This is a genomic window from Haloprofundus halophilus (genome assembly GCF_003439925.1).
Lineage (GTDB): Archaea > Halobacteriota > Halobacteria > Halobacteriales > Haloferacaceae > Haloprofundus > Haloprofundus halophilus.
In genome coordinates this window covers 42299-60800 of sequence record NZ_QQRR01000005.1, presented here as the reverse complement: position 1 = coordinate 60800, position 18502 = coordinate 42299, and the positions used below count along the sequence as shown (strand labels likewise).

At 61.7% G+C, this 18502-nt stretch carries 15 protein-coding genes; 11 read left to right on the top strand and 4 right to left on the bottom strand.

Going from position 1 to position 18502, the window contains the following annotated elements:
* Both DV709_RS17485 and DV709_RS17480 read left to right on the top strand, forming a co-directional pair.
* The coding region (locus tag DV709_RS17485; protein ID WP_117595731.1) for a DUF1616 domain-containing protein at nucleotides 1-618 on the top strand (618 nt) is incomplete at its 5' end.
* An 87-nt stretch (nucleotides 619-705) separates the two neighbouring features.
* On the top strand, nucleotides 706-1290 hold the full coding sequence (locus DV709_RS17480) for a metal-dependent hydrolase (protein WP_117595695.1): 585 nt from the start codon (nucleotides 706-708) through the stop codon (nucleotides 1288-1290).
* On the opposite strand, the gene DV709_RS17475 is transcribed toward DV709_RS17480, so the two are convergent.
* Complete coding sequence (locus tag DV709_RS17475) at nucleotides 1270-2484, bottom strand: carboxylate--amine ligase (RefSeq protein ID WP_117595694.1); 1215 nt, start codon at nucleotides 2482-2484, stop codon at nucleotides 1270-1272. The two genes, DV709_RS17480 and DV709_RS17475, sit on opposite strands and share 21 nt — an antisense overlap.
* Before the next feature lie 62 nt (nucleotides 2485-2546).
* On the bottom strand, nucleotides 2547-3077 hold the full coding sequence (locus DV709_RS17470; RefSeq protein WP_117595693.1) for a DUF7344 domain-containing protein: 531 nt from the start codon (nucleotides 3075-3077) through the stop codon (nucleotides 2547-2549).
* Nucleotides 3078-3402: 325 nt separating this feature from the next.
* Here DV709_RS17470 and DV709_RS17465 point away from each other — a divergent pair, with 325 nt between their 5' ends.
* The 9 genes from DV709_RS17465 (at nucleotide 3403) to DV709_RS17425 (ending at nucleotide 14500) form a co-directional block, all read left to right on the top strand.
* Nucleotides 3403-4044, top strand: a complete 642-nt coding sequence (locus tag DV709_RS17465) for an acyltransferase (protein ID WP_117595692.1) — start codon at nucleotides 3403-3405, stop codon at nucleotides 4042-4044.
* On the top strand, nucleotides 4041-5147 hold the full coding sequence (locus DV709_RS17460; protein WP_117595691.1) for a DegT/DnrJ/EryC1/StrS family aminotransferase: 1107 nt from the start codon (nucleotides 4041-4043) through the stop codon (nucleotides 5145-5147). Before DV709_RS17465 ends, DV709_RS17460 begins: the two co-directional genes overlap by 4 nt.
* Complete coding sequence (locus tag DV709_RS17455) at nucleotides 5144-6109, top strand: Gfo/Idh/MocA family protein (RefSeq protein ID WP_117595690.1); 966 nt, start codon at nucleotides 5144-5146, stop codon at nucleotides 6107-6109. Before DV709_RS17460 ends, DV709_RS17455 begins: the two co-directional genes overlap by 4 nt.
* The gene (locus tag DV709_RS17450; RefSeq protein WP_117595730.1) at nucleotides 6106-7497 is read left to right on the top strand and encodes a nucleotide sugar dehydrogenase; all 1392 of its coding nucleotides are present in this window, start codon (nucleotides 6106-6108) and stop codon (nucleotides 7495-7497) included. The genes DV709_RS17455 and DV709_RS17450 overlap by 4 nt, the downstream gene beginning before the upstream one ends.
* Nucleotides 7498-7518: 21 nt before the next feature.
* Nucleotides 7519-8403 carry a polysaccharide deacetylase family protein gene (locus DV709_RS17445; protein WP_117595729.1) on the top strand — a complete coding sequence of 295 codons (885 nt, stop codon included), beginning with the start codon at nucleotides 7519-7521 and terminating at the stop codon, nucleotides 8401-8403.
* 102 nt (nucleotides 8404-8505) lie between these two features.
* The gene (locus tag DV709_RS17440) at nucleotides 8506-9522 is read left to right on the top strand and encodes a GNAT family N-acetyltransferase (RefSeq protein WP_117595728.1); all 1017 of its coding nucleotides are present in this window, start codon (nucleotides 8506-8508) and stop codon (nucleotides 9520-9522) included.
* Between the two features lie 73 nt (nucleotides 9523-9595).
* Entirely contained in the window at nucleotides 9596-11125 is a 1530-nt protein-coding gene (locus DV709_RS17435) for a flippase (protein WP_117595727.1), read from the top strand.
* A 181-nt stretch (nucleotides 11126-11306) separates the two neighbouring features.
* Nucleotides 11307-12983: an alkaline phosphatase family protein gene (locus DV709_RS17430; protein ID WP_117595726.1), complete on the top strand. Its 1677-nt coding sequence runs from the start codon at nucleotides 11307-11309 to the stop codon at nucleotides 12981-12983.
* Nucleotides 12983-14500: a flippase gene (locus DV709_RS17425; RefSeq protein WP_117595725.1), complete on the top strand. Its 1518-nt coding sequence runs from the start codon at nucleotides 12983-12985 to the stop codon at nucleotides 14498-14500. Before DV709_RS17430 ends, DV709_RS17425 begins: the two co-directional genes overlap by 1 nt.
* A gap of 1233 nt (nucleotides 14501-15733) precedes the next feature.
* Here DV709_RS17425 and DV709_RS17415 read toward each other — a convergent pair.
* On the bottom strand, nucleotides 15734-16960 hold the full coding sequence (locus DV709_RS17415; RefSeq protein WP_117595724.1) for an orc1/cdc6 family replication initiation protein: 1227 nt from the start codon (nucleotides 16958-16960) through the stop codon (nucleotides 15734-15736).
* A gap of 539 nt (nucleotides 16961-17499) precedes the next feature.
* Complete coding sequence (locus tag DV709_RS17410) at nucleotides 17500-18501, bottom strand: glycosyltransferase family 2 protein (protein ID WP_117595723.1); 1002 nt, start codon at nucleotides 18499-18501, stop codon at nucleotides 17500-17502.
* Between the last annotated feature and the right edge of the window lies 1 nt (nucleotide 18502).

The window sequence follows — 18502 nt, the reverse complement described above, 5'->3', positions numbered from 1 at the left end:
GCGTTCGGCCTCTTCGTGACGCTGTTCTCGCTCGTGAGCGTCGTCCGTCGCTACCGACTCCCCGTCGAGGAACGGTACAACCCGTCGTTCACCGTCGGATACGCCCGCTTCCGCCGCCGCCTCTCGAACGGCGGCACCGCCGTGACGGCGGTCAACGTCCTGCTGGTCCTCGGCGTCCTCGCCGCCGCCAGCAGCATGGCGTTCGCACTCGCCGCACCGCCGGCCAGCGGTGAGTTCACCGACTTCTCGCTTCTCACGCAGAACGAGAACGGGACGTTCTCGTCGGCGGGGTTCCCGTCGGAGGTGACGCAGGGAACGGCCATCCCGATGGCGACGAGCATCGAGAACAACGAGGGCGAGCAGACGAACTACTCGGTCGTCGTCCAACTGCAGCGGATGGACGGTGAACAGGTCGTCGAACGACAGGAACTCACCCGCTTTTCGCGTACCGTCGGCGACGGCGGAACGTGGCAGCACAAACACTCTATCGTCCCCTCGATGACCGGCGAGGACCTCAGAGTCCAGTATCTCCTGTACGAGGGAGAACCACCGGCCGACCCCCGCACTCAGAACGCCGACGACACCCTCCACATATGGATCACTGTAACCGCACCCTGACGGCATCCGTCTCGACAACTTCCGGCACGACTCCCGCCGTGGCACGCTCTCGACCGTGCGCGAACTCCGGTACGAGGTGTCGTTGAGATGTGGCCCTGGGAACATCTCGCGTTCGGATACATCCTGTACTCGGTCGCGCATCGACTCGCCGCACGCCGAGGAGTCACTACTCCCGCGGCACTCGCTGTCGCGTTCGCGACGCAGCTGCCGGACTTGATAGACAAACCGCTGGCGTGGACGTTCGAGGTCCTCCCGAGCGGTGTCTCGCTGGCTCACTCGATGTTCTTCGTCCCGCCGGTCACGCTGGCGGCGTATCTCGTCGGCCGCGTGACGGGGTTCAAACGCCTCTGGATTCCGTTCCTCGTCGGCTACCTCTCGCACCTCGTCGGCGACGGCGTCTCGGGCGTCGCCTACGGCGACAGCCCGTCGTTTTCGTTCCTGCTCTGGCCGCTGTACGAGACGTCTTCGCCGTCGCGGGCCGGCCTCTTCAGCAACTTCTTCTACTATCTCGGAAACTACATGGAGACGCTCGCCAGTCCCGAAGGCGTCGTGTACATCCTCTTAGAACTCGGTCTTCTCGGGACGGCGTTTCTGCTCTGGCTGTGGGACGGCGCTCCCGGTCTGCCGCGGTTCCGGTTCGGTTCGTCGCTACTACCGAATCGAAACCGGTAGCACGCCGCTCGCCTGCGAGTAGGCGTCTCTGAGCACCGTCTCGACGCTGCCGAAGAAGGGGAGCGGGTCGTCGAACGACAGGACGTCGTACCCCGTTCGGTCCGTGCTGTCGGAGACGAACTCCGTCATCACTCGCCATCGGTCGTCCGTCTTCCTGAGTCGCATCACGTCACCGAGTAGCCACCGCATCCGGACGCCGGCGTCGTACGTCAGCGTCGGTTCCGCGTCGCCGAAACACGCGGTCCGATACAGCAGATGCGGGACGTCGACGCCGGCTTCGACCGTGAGCGCGAGGCTTCCCCACAGACGGGGATTTATCTCCATTAGCTTCGGTTCGCCGGTCCGCGCGTCGACGCGGAACTCCACCATCGCGACACCCCGCCACTCCAGGTGGTCCAGCAGTCGTCTCGCCGTCTGCTGCAGCTTCGGGTCGTCGACGGTCTCGCGGTACGTGCTCGCACCGCCGTCGTCGTGGCTCGAGCGGAGGCGGTGCTGTATCGTGAGTCCGAGCAACGCTCCGTCGCAGCCGTACACCGTGTACACTCCGCGCTCCCCACCGTCAGGGACGTACTCTTGAACGAGCGGAGCGCCGGCCGGCGTGTAGGCGGCCTCGAACGCTTCTTCGAACGTCGCCCGGTTCTCACAGACGTACACGCCCGCCCGAGACGAGCCCTGTCGCGCTTTGACGACGAGCGGTCGACCGAGCTCCTCGACCGCGCGGTCGTACGCCGGAGAGTCCAGAAACAGCGTTTTCGGATGTGCCACGCCCGCCGCTTGGGCGGCCCGAATCGTTCTCGACTTGTCGAGGGCGACGAGCAACCGTTCGTACGGGAGCAACGGGACGACAGCGTACGGTTCGAGTCGCTCCTGCGCTTCCGAGACGGGTCGAACGGTCGCCTCCGCGACCGGAAGCACCATCCGATAGTCGCCCTCTCGGAGCTCTGCCTCCAGCCACGCGAGAAACTCCTCTCGGTGTTGTTGAGGCGAGGGGTACCGTCGAGCCTCGGCGGCGTACTTGGATAGCGCCCCCGCCGACCGGTGGAGGGGGCTGCCAGCAACTACCTCGACGCCCCGTCTCCCGAGACTTCGAATCGCCGTTAACGCGTACCGACAGTGGGCGTCGAGAACCAGCACTCTGTCGGCCGTCGGCTGGTGCTTCGATTCGAGTCGCCCGTCGCGTTCCGTGTCGGTCATCGAACGCTGCTCGTCGCTGCGGGACGTCTTTTCACGACCGTCTGTCTTCACAACTTCTTGCCTCAGGGTGTTATTGGTGTCCGTGACGGCCGTTCGAGTACGTATCGGACGACGACGACGCCGAGAACGGTGGCACTCACTACGGCGAGAGTCCACGAGAGAGAGAGTCCATCGAACGGTGCGACGCTGAGTGTCTGCAACAGCAGCAGCCCGATTCCGCAGACGCCCGTGAGAAGATACCCCACGTGCCAGGGAAGTTTGCTCTCGGAGCCGTGACCGAGATACTTCTCGACGTCGCTGCTGGGACGGAGCGAGATGACGTTGTCCGAACGGTCCCACTCGACGATGCCACGCTCCTCGAGCATCGGTAGATGCGTCTGGTACAGCGAGATGTAGACGCGCCGGCGTTCCGCGCGAGCGAGTTCGCCCGGTCGCTTGTCGTTTTCGGCGGCGGCGACGTGGTCGACGAGCGGACTCAGTTCCGAGGTGCCATCGCTGGCCTGAAGGTGACGGATGATGCCGAGCCGACGCTCGTTGCAGAGCGTGTCGAACAACTCACCCTGCGTGAGTCCACTGGACGGCGCGTTAGTCATCCCTCGCGTGAGGCCATGAGTTCACTCCGTCCACGATTCGGCTAGGCTGGCAGTACATATCCTATTCATCCACTCTATCTCCACTTTACTATCCGCCGACTAACGTTCAGAGGGCCTGTAGTTACCGTTCGTTGTAATGTAGCTGCCGCCCCGTTCTATCGTGGCGTTTGCGGATAATTACACTACGAAACCTTACGGAAAATGGTAAACTGGCACATACTCCTCCATCAGGCTGTGAATAACAAAGCTACGACACCATCAGGTGTGGGTTGCAACTGTACGGACTGGGAGACCGACGCCCGGTCGAGGTTACACTACGTCATTCATGACACAAAGAGACAATCACGGCGAAACAGAGGAGATACGCCGCCACGCGGCCGGAGAGTCGCCCGTCGAGCTCGGCTCCGACACAGACGTCCACGAGACCGCAGTACTGGGTCATCCGCACGGTAACGCGTCGGAACCGACTGTGTTGGGCGAGGGTGCGACCGTGCGTGCGGGCACCATCATCTATCAGGACGTCGTCGCCGGCGACGGGCTCAACACGGGTCACAACGCGCTGATCCGGGAGCTCACGACGCTCGGCGACGACGTGCTCGTCGGGACGAACACGGTCATCGACGGGCAGACCGAGATCGGCTCGAACGTGAGCCTCCAGACGAACGTGTACATCCCGACCGGGACGACCATCGGAGACCGCGTCTTCGTCGGTCCTGCGGCGACGCTGACGAACGACCCCTACCCGATTCGTAAGGATGTCGACCTCGTCGGCCCGACGCTCGAAGACGACGTCTCCATCGGCGCGAACGCGACGATTCTCCCCGGTGTTACCGTCGGCGAGGGAGCGTTCGTCGCCGCGGGTGCGGTCGTTACCGAAGACGTTCCGCCGCGAACGCTCGCCGTCGGCGCACCCGCGAAACACCGGGCCCTGCCGGAGAACCTTCAGGGAGGTAACTTACTCGAATGATACCAATCGCCAGCCCCGAACTTGGCCCCGAGGAACAGCAACGCGTCGAAGACGTCATCGAAAGCGGATATCTCGCGGACGGCCCCGAGGTACGCGCTTTCGAGGAGGAGTTTGCGACCTACTGCGACGCCGACCACGGCGTCGCCACCTCCAACGGAACGACCGCGCTCCACGCCGCCTTCGAGGCGCTGGACATCGGCCCCGGAGACCGCGTCGCCACGACGCCGTTCTCCTTCATCGCGAGCGCGAACGCCGTCCGACTCGCCGGCGCGGAGCCGGTGTTTCTCGACATCGACCCCGAGACGTACAACCTCGACCCCGACGCGCTGGAGGCGGCGCTGCGAGACGGCGAACAGATAGATGCCGTGCTCGCGGTCCACCTCTACGGACTGCCGGCCGAGATGCCGCGCTTCGTCGAACTCGCAGAAGAGCACGACTTCGCGCTCGTCGAGGACGCAGCCCAGGCGCACGGCGCGAAAATCGACGGCCGACCGGTCGGCTCGTTCGGCGACGCCGCCTGCTTCTCCTTCTACCCGACGAAGAACATGACGACGGGCGAAGGTGGGATGGTCGTTACGAACCGCCGCGACGTCGCGGAGGGCGTCGCCGAGTACGTCAACCACGGACGCTCGAACGCCTACGGCGGGAGCTCCTCCTACGAACACGTCTCCGTCGGCCACAACTTCCGGCTGACCAGTCTCGGTGCGGCCATCGGCCGAGCGCAACTGGAGAAACTGCCCCGGTTCATCGAGGCCCGACGGCAGAACGCCGCTCGCCTGAACGACCTGCTCGAAGCGTCGTCGGTGACGACGCCGTACACGCCCGAGGGCTACGAACACGCCTACCACCAGTACACGGTCAGAACTGACGACCGGGACGGACTGCAGGAGACGCTCGACGACCACGGCGTCGGGTACGGTGTCTACTACCCGGTCCCGATTCACCAGCAGAAACCGTACGCGGACCTCGGTCACGCGGCTCCGAACGCGGAGGCGGCCGCCGCGGAAGCGCTCTCGCTGCCGGTTCACCCGGCGCTGTCGGCCGACGACCTGGAGGTCGTCGCCGACGCCGTCCTCGCCCACGGCGAGGAGGTGATGGCGTGAATCCCAAAGTCGGCGTCATCGGCGTCGGTCACATGGGACAGAACCACGTCCGAGTCTACAGCGAGATGCCCGGCGTCGACCTCGCGGGCGTCTTCGACGCGGACGACGAACAGGCGGACCGAATCGCCGAGGAGTACGGCACGACGGCGTACCCGATGGAGAGCCTGCTCGACACCGTCGACATGGTTTCGGTCGCGGTGCCGACGCGCTTCCACGCGTCCATCGCGCGAGACTGCATCGACGCCGGCGTCGACCTCCTCGTCGAGAAGCCGTTCGTCGACGACCTCGAAGTCGGCCGGGAACTCGTCCGCCGCGCCGACGAGGCCGGCGTGACGCTGCAGGTCGGCCACATCGAGCGTTTCAACCCCGCCATCACGGCGCTCAGCGACATCACCACCGACCTCGACATCATCGCCATCGAGGCTCACCGCCTCGGACCGCCGATAAACCGCGACCTCGAGGATAGCGTGGTGATGGACCTGATGATCCACGACGTGGACATCGTCCTCTCGCTCGTCGACGCGGAGGTCGAGTCGGTCTCGGCCATGGGTACGCGGAACACGCAGTACGCGGACGCCCAGATTCGCTTCGACGACGGCACCGTCGTCTCGCTGACGGCCAGTCGACTCACGCAACGGAAAGTTCGCACGCTCAGCGTCACCGCCGACGAGTGCCGCGTCGACGTCGACTACATCAGTCAGTCGGTCGACATCCACCGCAACTCGCTGCCGGAGTACATCAAGCAGAACGGCGAACTGCGCTACCGCCACGAGAGCATCGTCGAACAGCCGATGGTCGAGAAGAACGAGCCGCTGCGCGACGAACTCACGGCGTTCGTCGAGGCGGCGAAGAACGGCGAGAAACCGCGCGTCACCGGCGAAGACGCCCTCCGAGCCATCGAAGTGACCCGGAAAATCGACGAACTGGCCTCCGAGGTCGAACGTCACGAGGTGATCCAATGAGTAGCATTCCGCGTGGAATCGGCCTGTACGGGTCGGAGTACTCGACGCAAGCACAGCGCATCGGACTCACGAGCGGTGCGGTTCCCATCGCCATCTACGGACTCGGCAAGATGGGGCTCCCGCTGGCCGGCGTCTACGCCGAGATGAGCGGTAACGTCACCGGCGTCGACATCGACGAGGACGTCGTCCGCGGAATCAACCGCGGGGAGTGCCACATCGACGGCGAACCGGGTCTGCCGGAGCTCGTCGCAGAACAGGTCGAACGCGACCGGTTCGAGGCGAGTTCGGACTCCCGAGCGGTCGCGAAGGAGTCGTCGGTTCACGTCGTCATCGTACCGACGCTCATCACCGACGAGCACGAGGCGGACCTCGGTGCGCTCGAATCGGTCTGCGCCGACATCGGCAGCGGACTCGACGCCGGCGACCTCGTCATCATCGAGTGTACCGTTCCGCCGCGCACGTGCGAGGACGTCGTCATGCCCATTCTCGAACGCGAGAGCGGCCTCTCGCGCGGCGAGTTCGGCCTCGCGTTCTGCCCGGAGCGAACGTCCAGCGGGAAGGCGCTGTACAAACTCCGCGAAGCGCACCCGAAGATCGTCGGCGGCATCGACGACGAGAGCACGCGCATCGCGGAGATGATCTACGGCGAGATCACGAACAACGACGTCATTCCTGTCTCGGACGCGACCACCGCGGAGGCGGTCAAGGTGTTCGAGGGACTCTACCGCGACGTGAACATCGGGCTGGCGAACGAACTCGCCCGCGTCACCGACAGCCTCGGTATCGACACGACCGAGGCGATAGAGGCCGCGAACACGCAGTCGTACTGCAACATCCACACGCCCGGTATCGGCGTCGGCGGCCACTGCATCCCGTACTACCCGTACTTTTTGATGCAGCAGGTCCCCGAACAGACGCCGCTGATACAGACCGCCCGCGACGTCAACGACTCGATGCCCGGATTCGGCGTCGAGAAGTTACTCGAAGGGCTCTCGCGTCGCCACACCGACATCGAGGACGCGAAAGTGCTCGTCCTCGGCGTCACCTACCGCGCAGGCGTCGCGGAGACGCGGGCGACGCCCGCAGCGCCGGTCATCGAGGAACTGCAGGGACTCGGCGCCGATGTGTACGCGACCGACCCGCTCGTCGACGTCGCCGAGTTCGGGGCGACGCCGGTCGACCTCGAGAACATCACCGACGACGAGTACGACGCCGCGGTGCTCGTCACCGCCCACGAGCAGTTCCAGGAGATCGACTGGAACGAGTTCGCCGACATGATCGTCGTCGACGGTCGGCAGGCGCTCGACCTCTCCGACACCGACCACTACGTTTACACCATCGGCGTCGGCCCCGGTGAGATGCGGACGAAAGAACGCCTCGAACAGTAGTTCACCAACCAGATACACGACATGATACCCGGATACGATTTCGCACTCGGACTCACCCACGACGTAGATCGACCGTACCAGAGCCCGATTCACGCGGTGTACTACGCGCTCCGAGAGCGAAATCCGAGCCGCCTCCGGGGACTCCGACCTGGTTCGAACCCCTACTGGCTGTTCGACGACATCATGGAGCTCGAAGACGAACTCGGCGTTCGGTCTTCGTTTTACTTTCTGCAGGAGCAGTCGATGCTCCAGCGCCCGCTCGAGGAGTGGCGAGACCCCAAACACTGGGTCGAGCACCTCGGGCGATACGACATCCACTCGCCGGACGTACACGAACTCGTTCGCCGCCTCGACGACGGCGGGTGGGAGGTCGGTCTCCACGGGTCGTACAGCTCCTACGACGACCCCGAGCTGCTCTCCGAACAGAAGGCGACGCTCGAACGCGTCGTCGGCGACACCGTCGTCGGCGGGAGACAGCACTGTCTCAACATGACCGTTCCCGACACGTGGCGACACCACGCAGACATCGGGCTTCGGTACGACTCGTCGCTCGGGTCGAGTTCGACGTACGGGTTCGACCACGGCTACGACCCGATTCGGCCGTTCGACGACGAGTTCGTCGTCTTCCCGCTCACCATCATGGAGCGGACGCTACCGAACGTCTCCGAGGACGTCGACGAGGCGTGGGCCGAGTGCGAACGGCTGCTTCAGGAAGCCGCGGAGAACGAGGCTGTCATGACCGTGTTGTGGCACCCTACTTACTACGACGAGGAGGAACGCCCCGGCTACCGCCGACTGTATCGGCGGCTCATCGAGCGCGCCCGGGAGCTCGGCGGCTACGTCGGTCCGCTCGCCGAGATCTACCAGTCGCTCGAACATCCGGTCGCGGTCGACGCAGAGCGGTAACTCTCCTCTCTGTGGCGCGTCGGTAGTTGACGACAACCACGGTACTGCGTCGGGGTATGCGGCGGATAACAAAGGGTTGAACGCCCCTTTTCGTCGCCAACAATGAGAGTTGAACGGCTCGACTTGACAGCGTGGGACAACGCGCTGCCGTCTTCTGGTTTCGAGGTCTTCCACACGTCGGAAGCGCTGAAAGTCCTCCGCGAGCACGCACCCGGCGAACTTCGGCTCTACGGTGGGTTCAAAGGAGAGCAGGCGATCGCGCTCCTCCCCCTCGTCGTCCGCCGTCGGTCCGTCGGGACGGCCGTGTTCTCACCGCCTCCTTCGATGGGAGTCCCCCGACTCGGTCCGATCATGATGTCGCCGAGTCCGAAACGACGGAAGCGCGAACGCGTCAACCGCGAGTTCACCAAGGAGGTGCTCGACGACCTGGGTCTCGATGCGTCTCTCAGCCTCTTCCGGATGGTCTGCGGCACCGACTACCCCGACCCGCGGCCGTACTCGTGGAACGAGATGCGCGTCAACCCCTACTTCACCTACGTGCTCGAAACGGAGGGGACGAGTACGGACGACCTGCTGAGTTCGTTCAGCAAGAGCCTCCGGCGCGAGATTCGAGACGCCGAGGACACCGACGTGGTCATCGAGGCGGTTCCCGCATCCGAGGGCGCGAAGCTTGTGTACGAGGACGCGAAGTCTCGCTACGAGGAACAGGGCGAAAAGTACCAGCTGTCGTGGCCGTACGTCCGCGACCTCACGAACGCGCTCTCCGAGACCGACCGGTGTCGGGTGTACCTCGCTCGGACCCCCGACGGTGAGTACCTCAGCGGTATCACCGCGCTGTACTCCAACGACATGGCGTACTTCTGGCAGGGCGGAACGATAAGCGAGTACGACGGCACGACGGTCAACAGCCTGATCCACTGGCGTATCATCCAGGACATCGCCGAGGGCGACGCGCCCATCGACTCGGTCACCGCCTACGACCTCATGGGGGCGAACACCGAACGACTCTGCCGGTACAAAGCGAAGTTCGGCGCCGAACTCGTCCCGTACTACACGGTCGAATCGTCGGGTGCGAGCATGGAGATGGCGAAGAAAGCATACAGTCTCATCAACGGATAATGGTCTCCAACGGGTGCGGTTTACGGCCGAACAGTGCGGTACAACACCGCGAGTCGAACACGAGGCAGCCGTAATGGCAGACGAAGGTGGAGAACTCAAGACGCTGCTGTCGAGCGCCAGTCTCGTCATCGTCGGCGGGCTCATCGGGTCGGTCGGGAAACTGTTCGAGCGGATCATCGTCGGTCGGGCGCTCACGCCCGACGCTTACGGCGAGATGAACATCGGATTCGCCGTGATGACGTTCGCGACGACGTTGTCGCTCGTCGGTTTCACGCAGGCGATTCCGCGGTATCTCTCCCGATACGACGACGACGCCGACCGGCGCGGGCTCTGGGTCGGCGGGATGGTGCTCACGGGTGCGCTCGCCCTCCTCGCGACGGTCGGCGTCACCGTCTTCGCCGAGCAGCTGGCCGAGTGGTTCTTCGACAGCGGGGAACAGGCCGTCACGCTGCTGCGACTCTTCGGCCTGACCATCCCGTTCGTCGTCGGGATGCAGGTCGCCGTGGGCGCGATTCGCGGGTACGAGAACACCATCTACAAGACGTACGTTCAGGACCTGACGTACCCGTTGACGCGCATCGGACTCATCGCCGTGTTCCTCTTCGGACTCGGCGGCGGGCTCCTCACCGTCGGGTACGCGTATCTGGTCTCCGCCGCCCTGGCGTTCGTCGTGGCTCACGTGCTCCTCAACCGGCTGATCTCGCTTCGCGGAGCGTTCAGAACGCACAACAGGAAGATGCTCACGTTCTCCGCGCCGCTCATCGTCTCGACGGTGATGTCCATCCTCATCATCCAGATGGACAACATCATGCTCGGTTACTTCACGACCTCCTTCCAGACGGGACAGTACGGGGCGGCGTACACGCTCGCGTCGGGGATGTTGGTCGCGCTCTCGGGGTTCGGGTTCATCATGCTCCCGATGGCGTCGCGGCTCGACGCCGACGGTAACCACGAGGAGATAGACACCATCTACTCGACGACGACGAAGTGGATCTACATCCTCACGTTCCCGGCGTTCTTCACGTTCGTCATCTTCCCCGGTGACGTGCTCCAGATCGTCTTCAACAGCGATTACCTCCCCGCTGCGGCCGTGTTGCCGATTCTCGCGATCGGCTTCTTCACGAGCGCGATGGTCGGCCGCAACCGCGAGACGCTGTCGGCGCTCGGCGAGACGAGGTTCATCCTCGTGTCGAACTCCGCCGCGTTCGCGGTGAACTTCCTGCTCAACGTCACCCTGATTCCGCGATACGGCTTCGTCGGCGCCGGTGTCGCCTCCGCCGTCTCGCTGGCGGTACTGAACGGTATCGTCGTGCTGGTGCTGAAGATGAAGTTCGACATCACGCCGATGTCTCCGGCGAACGTCCGGACGTTCGTCTTCGTCCCGCTACTGCTGCTGCCGCTGGGGTTCGCGTTCGAGCGGTACACCAACTTCTCTCCGTCGTTGGTGACGCTGTTCCCGTTCCTCGTCGTCGTCGGACTGCTCGGTATCGCCGTCGTCGTCGCGGTCGGAGCGCTGCAGGAGGAGGACCTGTTCGTCGTCGAGTTCATCGAGGAACGACTCGGACGGCAGATTCCGTTCGTCCGCCGCTACTTCGCCTCCTGAGCGGCGTCGACGGCGGTCGAGTTCTCCGCCGTTCCCGTGCATTCGGACGAGTGTCCAGTTATTTTGAGTGTCCATCACACGCGACAGAAACGTAAAAAAGCGCGAAGTGGTACTCGTCTTGTCCCGTTGCGTACGACATTCACGACAGTCGCAGCGAATGCGACGAGGGCTCTCGATTACTATGGACCGGACACATTACGAACCGGAGACCGCGGAGAGAGACGGAAAGACGGTCGTACTCGGATTCGACGCGCTCGACTTTCGCTACGTAGACGCGTTCGCCGACGACACGCCGAACCTCTCGGCGCTCAGAGAACGCGGCGTCGAGTCGTCGCTCGCGTCGACGTTCCCGCCGTGGACCGGGAGCGCGTGGCCGTCGATGTACACCGGGACCGACCCCAGTCACCACGGCGTCTACGGCTTCTTCGACTACGACGGCTATCCCGACGACGGCACCCTCGTCTCCCGAAACGACGTGCAGGCACCGGCACTGTGGAACTATCTCGATTCGGAAGGTGTTCCATCTCTCGTTTTAAACGTCCCCGTCACACATCCCGCAGACCCGATTCGGGGCGCACTCATCCCGGGTTATCTCGCGACAGAGGACACAACCGGGTTCCCGAGCGACGTCCGCGAAGCGTTGTCGGCGTCGCTCGGCGAGGAGTACACGATCTACTCGCGCGGCGAGACCTCGTCGGACAAAGAGAAGAAACTCGCAGGCTATCTCGAACTCGTCGACCTCCGAAAGCGCGCCGCGCTCTCGCTCATGGAGACGTACGACTGGGAGGTCGCCGTGATACAGGTACAGAAGACCGACGCCGTGTTTCACAACTTCGACGAAGAGACCGCCCAGCGGAACGTGTACGCCGCCGCCGACGAACTCGCGGGGGCGGTTCTGGACGCCGTCGACGAGTCGACGAACGTCGTCGTCTGTTCGGACCACGGCATCGGGCAGACGACTGGGTACCGAATCTACCTCAACGAGATACTCCGTCGACACGGCTACGTCGAGACGACCACCGAGGGGAACAAGGAGTCACTCAGCACCATCAAGGGCGACCTCACCGGTGAGTCGTCCGCGGACGAGAACGCGGAGGCTGGGGACGACAAATCGGTGCGCACTCGCTTGTTCGGTTCCGCCGGGACGATGCTCCAGAAGGCCGGTCTCTCGCCCACGAAGGTGTACACGACGGCGAAGCGGCTCGGAGTCGAGTCGGCGCTCGTGTCGCTCACGCCGGACGCAGTCCGGGACGCTGCGGGCAAACACGTCGACTGGCGCGCCTCGAAAGCGTACCTGCCGAGCGGGACTCGCCTCGGGGTCAGGATCAACCTCGAAGGAAGAGAACCCGACGGCGTCGTTCCGGAGTCGGAGTACGAAGACGTGCGGACGGAACTCGTCGAACTACTCTCCGGTCTGGAGACGCCCGACGGAGAGCCCGCATTCGACTTCGTGAAGCGACGAGAGGAAGTGTATCAGGGGGAGTACGCCCACAAAGCGCCCGACGTGCTGATTCGCCCGCGAGACATGAACCACCAGCTCTCGGTAAAGGTGTACGACCCGCCGTTCCTCTCCATCGACAGCTACGACCACAAACAGAACGGCGTCTTCATCGGCGCGGGCCCCGCGTTCGCGGGCCCGGCACCGGAGACGATGTCGCTGACCGACGTCGCACCCGTCTGTATGGCTCTCGCCGGATTCGACGTCCCCGAACGGATGACCGGGTCGGTTCCGGAGGGGCTGCTCTCGTTTTCGCCGTCGGTTCGAGCGTACGGAGACGTTCCGTACGGGACAGAGCGGATCGACACCGGCGGTGAAGAGGAAGTAACCGAACGTCTCGAAGACCTCGGATATCTCTGATGGCCACGTCCGGTGAGGAACTGAAGTCGCTACTGTCGAGTGCGACGCTCGTCGTCGTCGGCGGGCTCGTCGGCGCGACGGGGCGGTTGGCCGAGCGCGTGATAATCGGTCGGGAGCTCTCCCCGGCCGACTACGGCGAAGTGAGCATCGGACTCGCGCTGTTGACGTTCGTGACGACGCTGTCGCTCGTCGGCTTCACGCAGGGCGTCCCCCGGTATCTCTCGCGGTACGAGAGCGACGAGGAACGCCGCGGAGTGTGGGTGAGCGGTATCGTCTTCGCCGGTCTAATCGGGGTCGTCGTGGGCGCTGCGGTGTTCGCTTCGGCGGGGTTTCTCACGGAGAACCTACTCGACGAGGCGGACTCGGTCAGACTGATTCAGCTGTTCGCGGTCGCCGTCCCGTTCGTCGTCGGGATGCAGATCGGCGTTGGCGCGATTCGCGGACACGAGAACACCATCTACAAGACGTACGTACAGGACCTCCTCTACCCGGTCGGACGAATCGTTCTCGTATTCGCGCTGCTCTCGGCGGGTTACGGCATCGTGGTCGTCGGATACGCGTACCTAGCCGCGGCGATAGCCGCGTTCGTTCTGTCGCACGTCCTGCTGAGTCGGTTGATGTCGCTTCGGGGGCCGTTCGAGACCCACACGCGCGAGATGCTACGGTTCTCCGCGCCGCTTGTCATCTCCACGGTGATGTCGACGATGCTGACGCAGACGGACACGCTCATGCTGGGTTACTTCCGCGCGTCCGAGGAAGCCGGACTGTACAGCGCGGCGTACACGCTCGGGACCGGGATGCTGGTCGTGCTCTCGGCGTTCGGATTTCTCTACTTGCCGCTCGCATCCCGGCTCGACTCCGGCGGACAGCGCGACGAACTCGGCACCATCTACCAGACCACGACGAAGTGGGTGTACATCGTGACGTTCCCCGCCTTTCTGACGTTCGTCGCGTTCCCGCGAGACGTCCTTCGGATAATCTTCGGCGCGTCGTACGAACCGGCAGCTCTGGCGCTCATCGTCGTTTCTGTCGGGTTCTTCCTCAGCGCCGCCGTCGGGAGAAACCGCGAGACGCTGTCGGCGCTCGGCGAGACGAACTACATCCTCGTCGGTAACGTCGCTGGGTTCGTCTTCAACTTCCTCGTGAACCTCGTGCTGATTCCGCAGTACGGGATGGAGGGCGCGGCGTTCACTTCGGCCGCCTCGATGGCGATCATGCACGCGGTCGTCTGCGGGATACTCAAGCTGCGGTTCGATATCTCGCCATTGTCGAGCGAGTCCGTGAGAACGTTCGTGCTGCTACCTCTCGCGTTGATTCCGCCCGCGCTGGTGTTATCGAACTGGGTTTCGCTCTCGATGCTGACACTGCTGCCGTTTCTCGTCGTTACCGGCCTTCTCGGAATCGCCGTCGTGGCTGTCGGGGGTGCGCTCCAGGAGGAGGACCTCATCGTTGTCGAGTTCGTCGAGGAGCAAGTTGGTGTCCGTATCCCGCTCGTTCGTCGGTACTTTTCGGCGTGAACTACCCTACTCGCTCGCGACTGACGCCGTTTGCTCGGCAAGGATAGGACTTTCTGCTTCCACGACGCGGTTTGCAGATACCGGTGTATCCACAGCGAGCGTAGTCTCCACAGGTTACGATGACTTCGAATTTTCCATACACTCGGGCTCTCGCCCATGATTTCATGGACGAACGGGTTTCTAATGTCGTCGTCGACAGCGACCGATTATTAACTTAAAATTGGCGTCCGCAGACAGTCTCTAACCTCTAAATCGGGAAAACGGTATTTTTGGTACCAGAACTTCTACTCTCACTGTGTTCACTTTTTCGGCTATTCTATCGATGTACAACTCCGTCAGGTATAGCGATTCGGTGCGACGCTCCACCGTGGAGTTTGGTGCTGTCTTCGATTATTAACTAACCCAGAGAATGCCGCTCTAAGACCCTCTCTGCGACAATCAGGTCTCACCTCACAGCTTCGCTCAGTTCATGTTTGGCTCTCTGTTGATAGTCGGTCCTGTACACACTGGCATGACCAGTTTATTCCGGATACACACCTTGCTGTACAGCCACAAAATCTATCAAGGGCTAGTTTGGAACTGCCCCGAAAACCATGAATTCGACATGGGAATCGGGGTGTATCATCCAATTTCAAATCTCCATTAGATGAGCTCACAAGAATTCGGATCCACGACCTATCCAGGCAATGACTCGTTCCTGTGGGATTCGTAGGCCCGTTTTCGACCAGTATTTCAACGCTTGATGCAACTGCAGTTCCTAGATGCGATTCAGCCTTGTTTTTGGAGGTATCGGGGTTCTCGGGCACCAAAAGCTGACTTCATAATCGAAATTCTCTCCCGGTAGTAGAGGAGGTTATTGCGATTATGACTGAGTATGAGGGTCTCCTCCCTTCTTCTCAGAGAATACAAATCCCACACTGAGGGAGGAGCGCTCATCTGAGGACACCTCGGCGTGAATGACGAAAAGGGACCCCCCACCGTGTCCGCATAATTCTCTAAGCAGACCATTAGAGAGACTGCTTCACAATGATTTGGCAACAAACCTCATTGTTATTCTGATTATGACCGAGTGTGGGAGTCCCCACCCTTCTTTTCAGAGAATACAAATTCGATTCCGGCCCAAACAGAACGGAGTCCGATAGACACACACCGTCGTTACAAGTGAACCACACCACCATTACAAGTGAACACGAGAAATCGCTGCGTATCGACACTATTTGTAACGTAGTGTACCTATGTGACGTTGTTCATCGACGCGATTTCCCGGATTGTCTCTATTTCGCCATCTAAAAGAAGAACATCGGACATCGCTTCGATTGCACTCGTGAAGGGGACATCCAATTCGTAGCTGTAGTAGTTACCACGGGATCCGCTCCGGTTCTCGTAAGCCGACAGAATTCCGAGCATTCGGAGATCGGACAGATGATTATGTACGGACCGTTGAACGAGCGAGTCAGTTCCAGAGGAGTCACAGAGCATGGTGTATTCTTCGTAAATTTCTCGGGACCGGCATGGTGTCTCTTCCTTGGCAGCCTTCGAGATAACCGCTAGTAGGGCGAGGCGACCGTGCGTGGTCAGTTCGCGCATTCCCTCCTCAACTCGTTCCTGGTCAAGTCGGGAACGAGCGGCTTCGACGTGTTCACGTTCGATGAGGTCCGCTTCACGATTTTCAGCGATCTCGCCGGCCAATCGGAGAAGGTCAAGTGCCTGCCGAGCGCTTCCACTATCACGAGCAGCGAGTGCAGCACAGAATTTTAAGACTCCCTCCTCAACGGCATTCTCGGTGATTGCGCTTTCTGCCCGGGATTCGAGGATATTCTCGAGTTCCGGGGCGTCATACGGTGGGAATTGAAGTTCTCGTTCACAAAGTGTATCTTGAACGCGTGGGTCGAGTTTCTCGCGAAATTTGAAATCGTTACTGATCCCAATGACTCCGACCTTCGTCGAATCAAGTTTATTGTTGGCTCGTGCTCGTGGGAGTTCATATAACAACTCATCACGATCGCCGATCGAGTCGACCTCGTCCAAGACGATTAAAATCGTTCCGCCAATCGCCTCAAGTTCCGTGTACAGTTTTTTAAAGACGGTTTGCTGAGGATACCCGGTCGAACTGATTTCACCACCAGAAGGTCGGAGTTTGTTCACAAGTTCTACGGCAATCTGATAGGAGGAGTTCAGCGTCTTACAATTCAACGAAATAACTGAGAGGGTGACATCGTCATAATCTATCACGTCGTCCTGGAGTCTATTGAGGAGGTAGTCGGTGACCGCAGTTTTCCCGACACCGGTGTTCCCATAGAGGAAGATGTTGTTTGGTTCCCAACCGTCGACGACCGGTTGGAGTGCGTCCATATACTTCTCAATCTCCTCGTCTCGTTCCTCAATTTGGTCGGGTTGGTAAGATTCGCCAAGGGCGTCTTTGTTGCGGAAAATGTTCTTCTTCCGCTCGAATCGACGCATATCACCGCCTTCTCGCGTACTCTATATAAAACCACCTCTGCATCTGTTTCAAGTGAAGGTATAGACACACCCCACTGTTACAAGTGAAGAACTAGGCTAAGAGTAGTGACTAGCGCAACAGTCCACAGTTACAACTAAAGCGCTGACATTTCTGTGTTGAGGCTATTTGTGTTAATTCACGAGCTAGAGGCCAACTTCGAGCCGATCTCGGCGTTTCAATCTTCTCCTTTCCCCTATTTGCCTTCTGTTTGCTTTCTTCCGCCCTTGATTTCTCGGCTTCACTTGCAACAGTGGTGTGTCTCTGTCCCTCCGTATCGATCGAGGATATCGAAACCTGGTTACTGGGAGTAACCGGTGATTCTAATGCTGTCTCTGCCAAACTCATACGAATCGTACAGTAAGTTGGAAGGGCACACCCACCACTGTTTCAGGGATTTCGGCTAAAAGAAGAATATCGGATATCGCTTCGATTGCACTCGGAAATTGATGTAGAAAGCAGAGAAGAGACCGAGTCACCATCGAAAATCGGGACGAGGGAGCTAGTCGAACTCGTGGGGGTCGTGGACGATGACCTGCAGGTCGTCGTTCTCGGTGAGGTCGAACACCATCGCGAACAGCATGAACAGCCATCCGACGAAGAACAAGAGCACCGAGGGCGTGCTGTCTTCGTGTTCGAACAGTTTCTTCACCGCCGACCCGGCACCGAGCGCCGTCGCGGCCGCGCCGAAGTAGTAGAAGAACGGCAGCGGGTGGAAATCCTTCACGAGGTACTTCGCGCGGAGTCGCCAGAGGAAGTCGCGCAGCAGCAGCACCGAGGCCTTCGGGATGAACTCCTGGTACTTGATGTGGCTGACTTCGTCTTTGTACACCGCCCGACGGGAGACGTCCGCGACGACCATCCCGTGGACGTTGAGGCGGACGAGCAGGTCGTTCGCGAAGCCGTAGTCCTCGTACAGTTCGTCGAGGTCGACTTCGTCCAAAGCGGCGTAGGAGATGGCCGTCGACCCGTTCTGCGGGTCCATCAGTTTCCAGTAACCGCTGGCGATCTTCGTCAGAAGCGAGAGCACGAAGTTGCCCACCTGCCGGAACTTGGGCATATCCTCACGTGCGCGTCCGCGCAGGCGGTTACCCTTCGAGTAGTCGGCGTCGCCGAGCGCGACGGGTCGGATGATACGCTCGACGATGTCGGGTTCGGTCTGCCCGTCGCCGCTTATGACCGTCGTCACGTCGACGCGGTCGGTCAACGCGCGCTGGTAGCCGGTCTTGATGGCGCCGCCGACGCCGCGGTTCTCCTCGTGTTGAATGGGGACGACGCGGCGGTCGAAGCCGATGCCGCCGTCGGCGCGGGGCGCGGGCGCGTCCCAGCCCTCGTTGACCCTGTCGGCGGCACGGCAGATGGCGTCCCAGGTGTCGTCGCTCGACCCGTCGTCGACGACGTAGGCTCTGTCGACGAACTCCGGCAGCGTCTCGATGACCTCGCCGATGAACTTCTCTTCGTTGTACGCCGGTATCACGGCGCCGATTGTCTTTCCTTCGTACATC

Bases quoted from the DNA above. Each gene is read 5' to 3' on its own strand.
- DV709_RS17430 (WP_117595726.1), top strand. From the start codon at position 11,307: ATGGACCGGACACATTACGAACCGGAGACCGCGGAGAGAGACGGAAAG.
- DV709_RS17440 (WP_117595728.1), top strand. From the start codon at position 8,506: ATGAGAGTTGAACGGCTCGACTTGACAGCGTGGGACAACGCGCTGCCG.
- DV709_RS17435 (WP_117595727.1), top strand. From the start codon at position 9,596: ATGGCAGACGAAGGTGGAGAACTCAAGACGCTGCTGTCGAGCGCCAGT.
- DV709_RS17410 (WP_117595723.1), bottom strand. From the start codon at position 18,501: ATGTACGAAGGAAAGACAATCGGCGCCGTGATACCGGCGTACAACGAA.
- DV709_RS17460 (WP_117595691.1), top strand. From the start codon at position 4,041: ATGATACCAATCGCCAGCCCCGAACTTGGCCCCGAGGAACAGCAACGC.
- DV709_RS17465 (WP_117595692.1), top strand. From the start codon at position 3,403: ATGACACAAAGAGACAATCACGGCGAAACAGAGGAGATACGCCGCCAC.
- DV709_RS17480 (WP_117595695.1), top strand. From the start codon at position 706: ATGTGGCCCTGGGAACATCTCGCGTTCGGATACATCCTGTACTCGGTC.
- DV709_RS17470 (WP_117595693.1), bottom strand. From the start codon at position 3,077: ATGACTAACGCGCCGTCCAGTGGACTCACGCAGGGTGAGTTGTTCGAC.
- DV709_RS17425 (WP_117595725.1), top strand. From the start codon at position 12,983: ATGGCCACGTCCGGTGAGGAACTGAAGTCGCTACTGTCGAGTGCGACG.
- DV709_RS17415 (WP_117595724.1), bottom strand. From the start codon at position 16,960: ATGCGTCGATTCGAGCGGAAGAAGAACATTTTCCGCAACAAAGACGCC.
- DV709_RS17445 (WP_117595729.1), top strand. From the start codon at position 7,519: ATGATACCCGGATACGATTTCGCACTCGGACTCACCCACGACGTAGAT.
- DV709_RS17450 (WP_117595730.1), top strand. From the start codon at position 6,106: ATGAGTAGCATTCCGCGTGGAATCGGCCTGTACGGGTCGGAGTACTCG.
- DV709_RS17475 (WP_117595694.1), bottom strand. From the start codon at position 2,484: ATGACCGACACGGAACGCGACGGGCGACTCGAATCGAAGCACCAGCCG.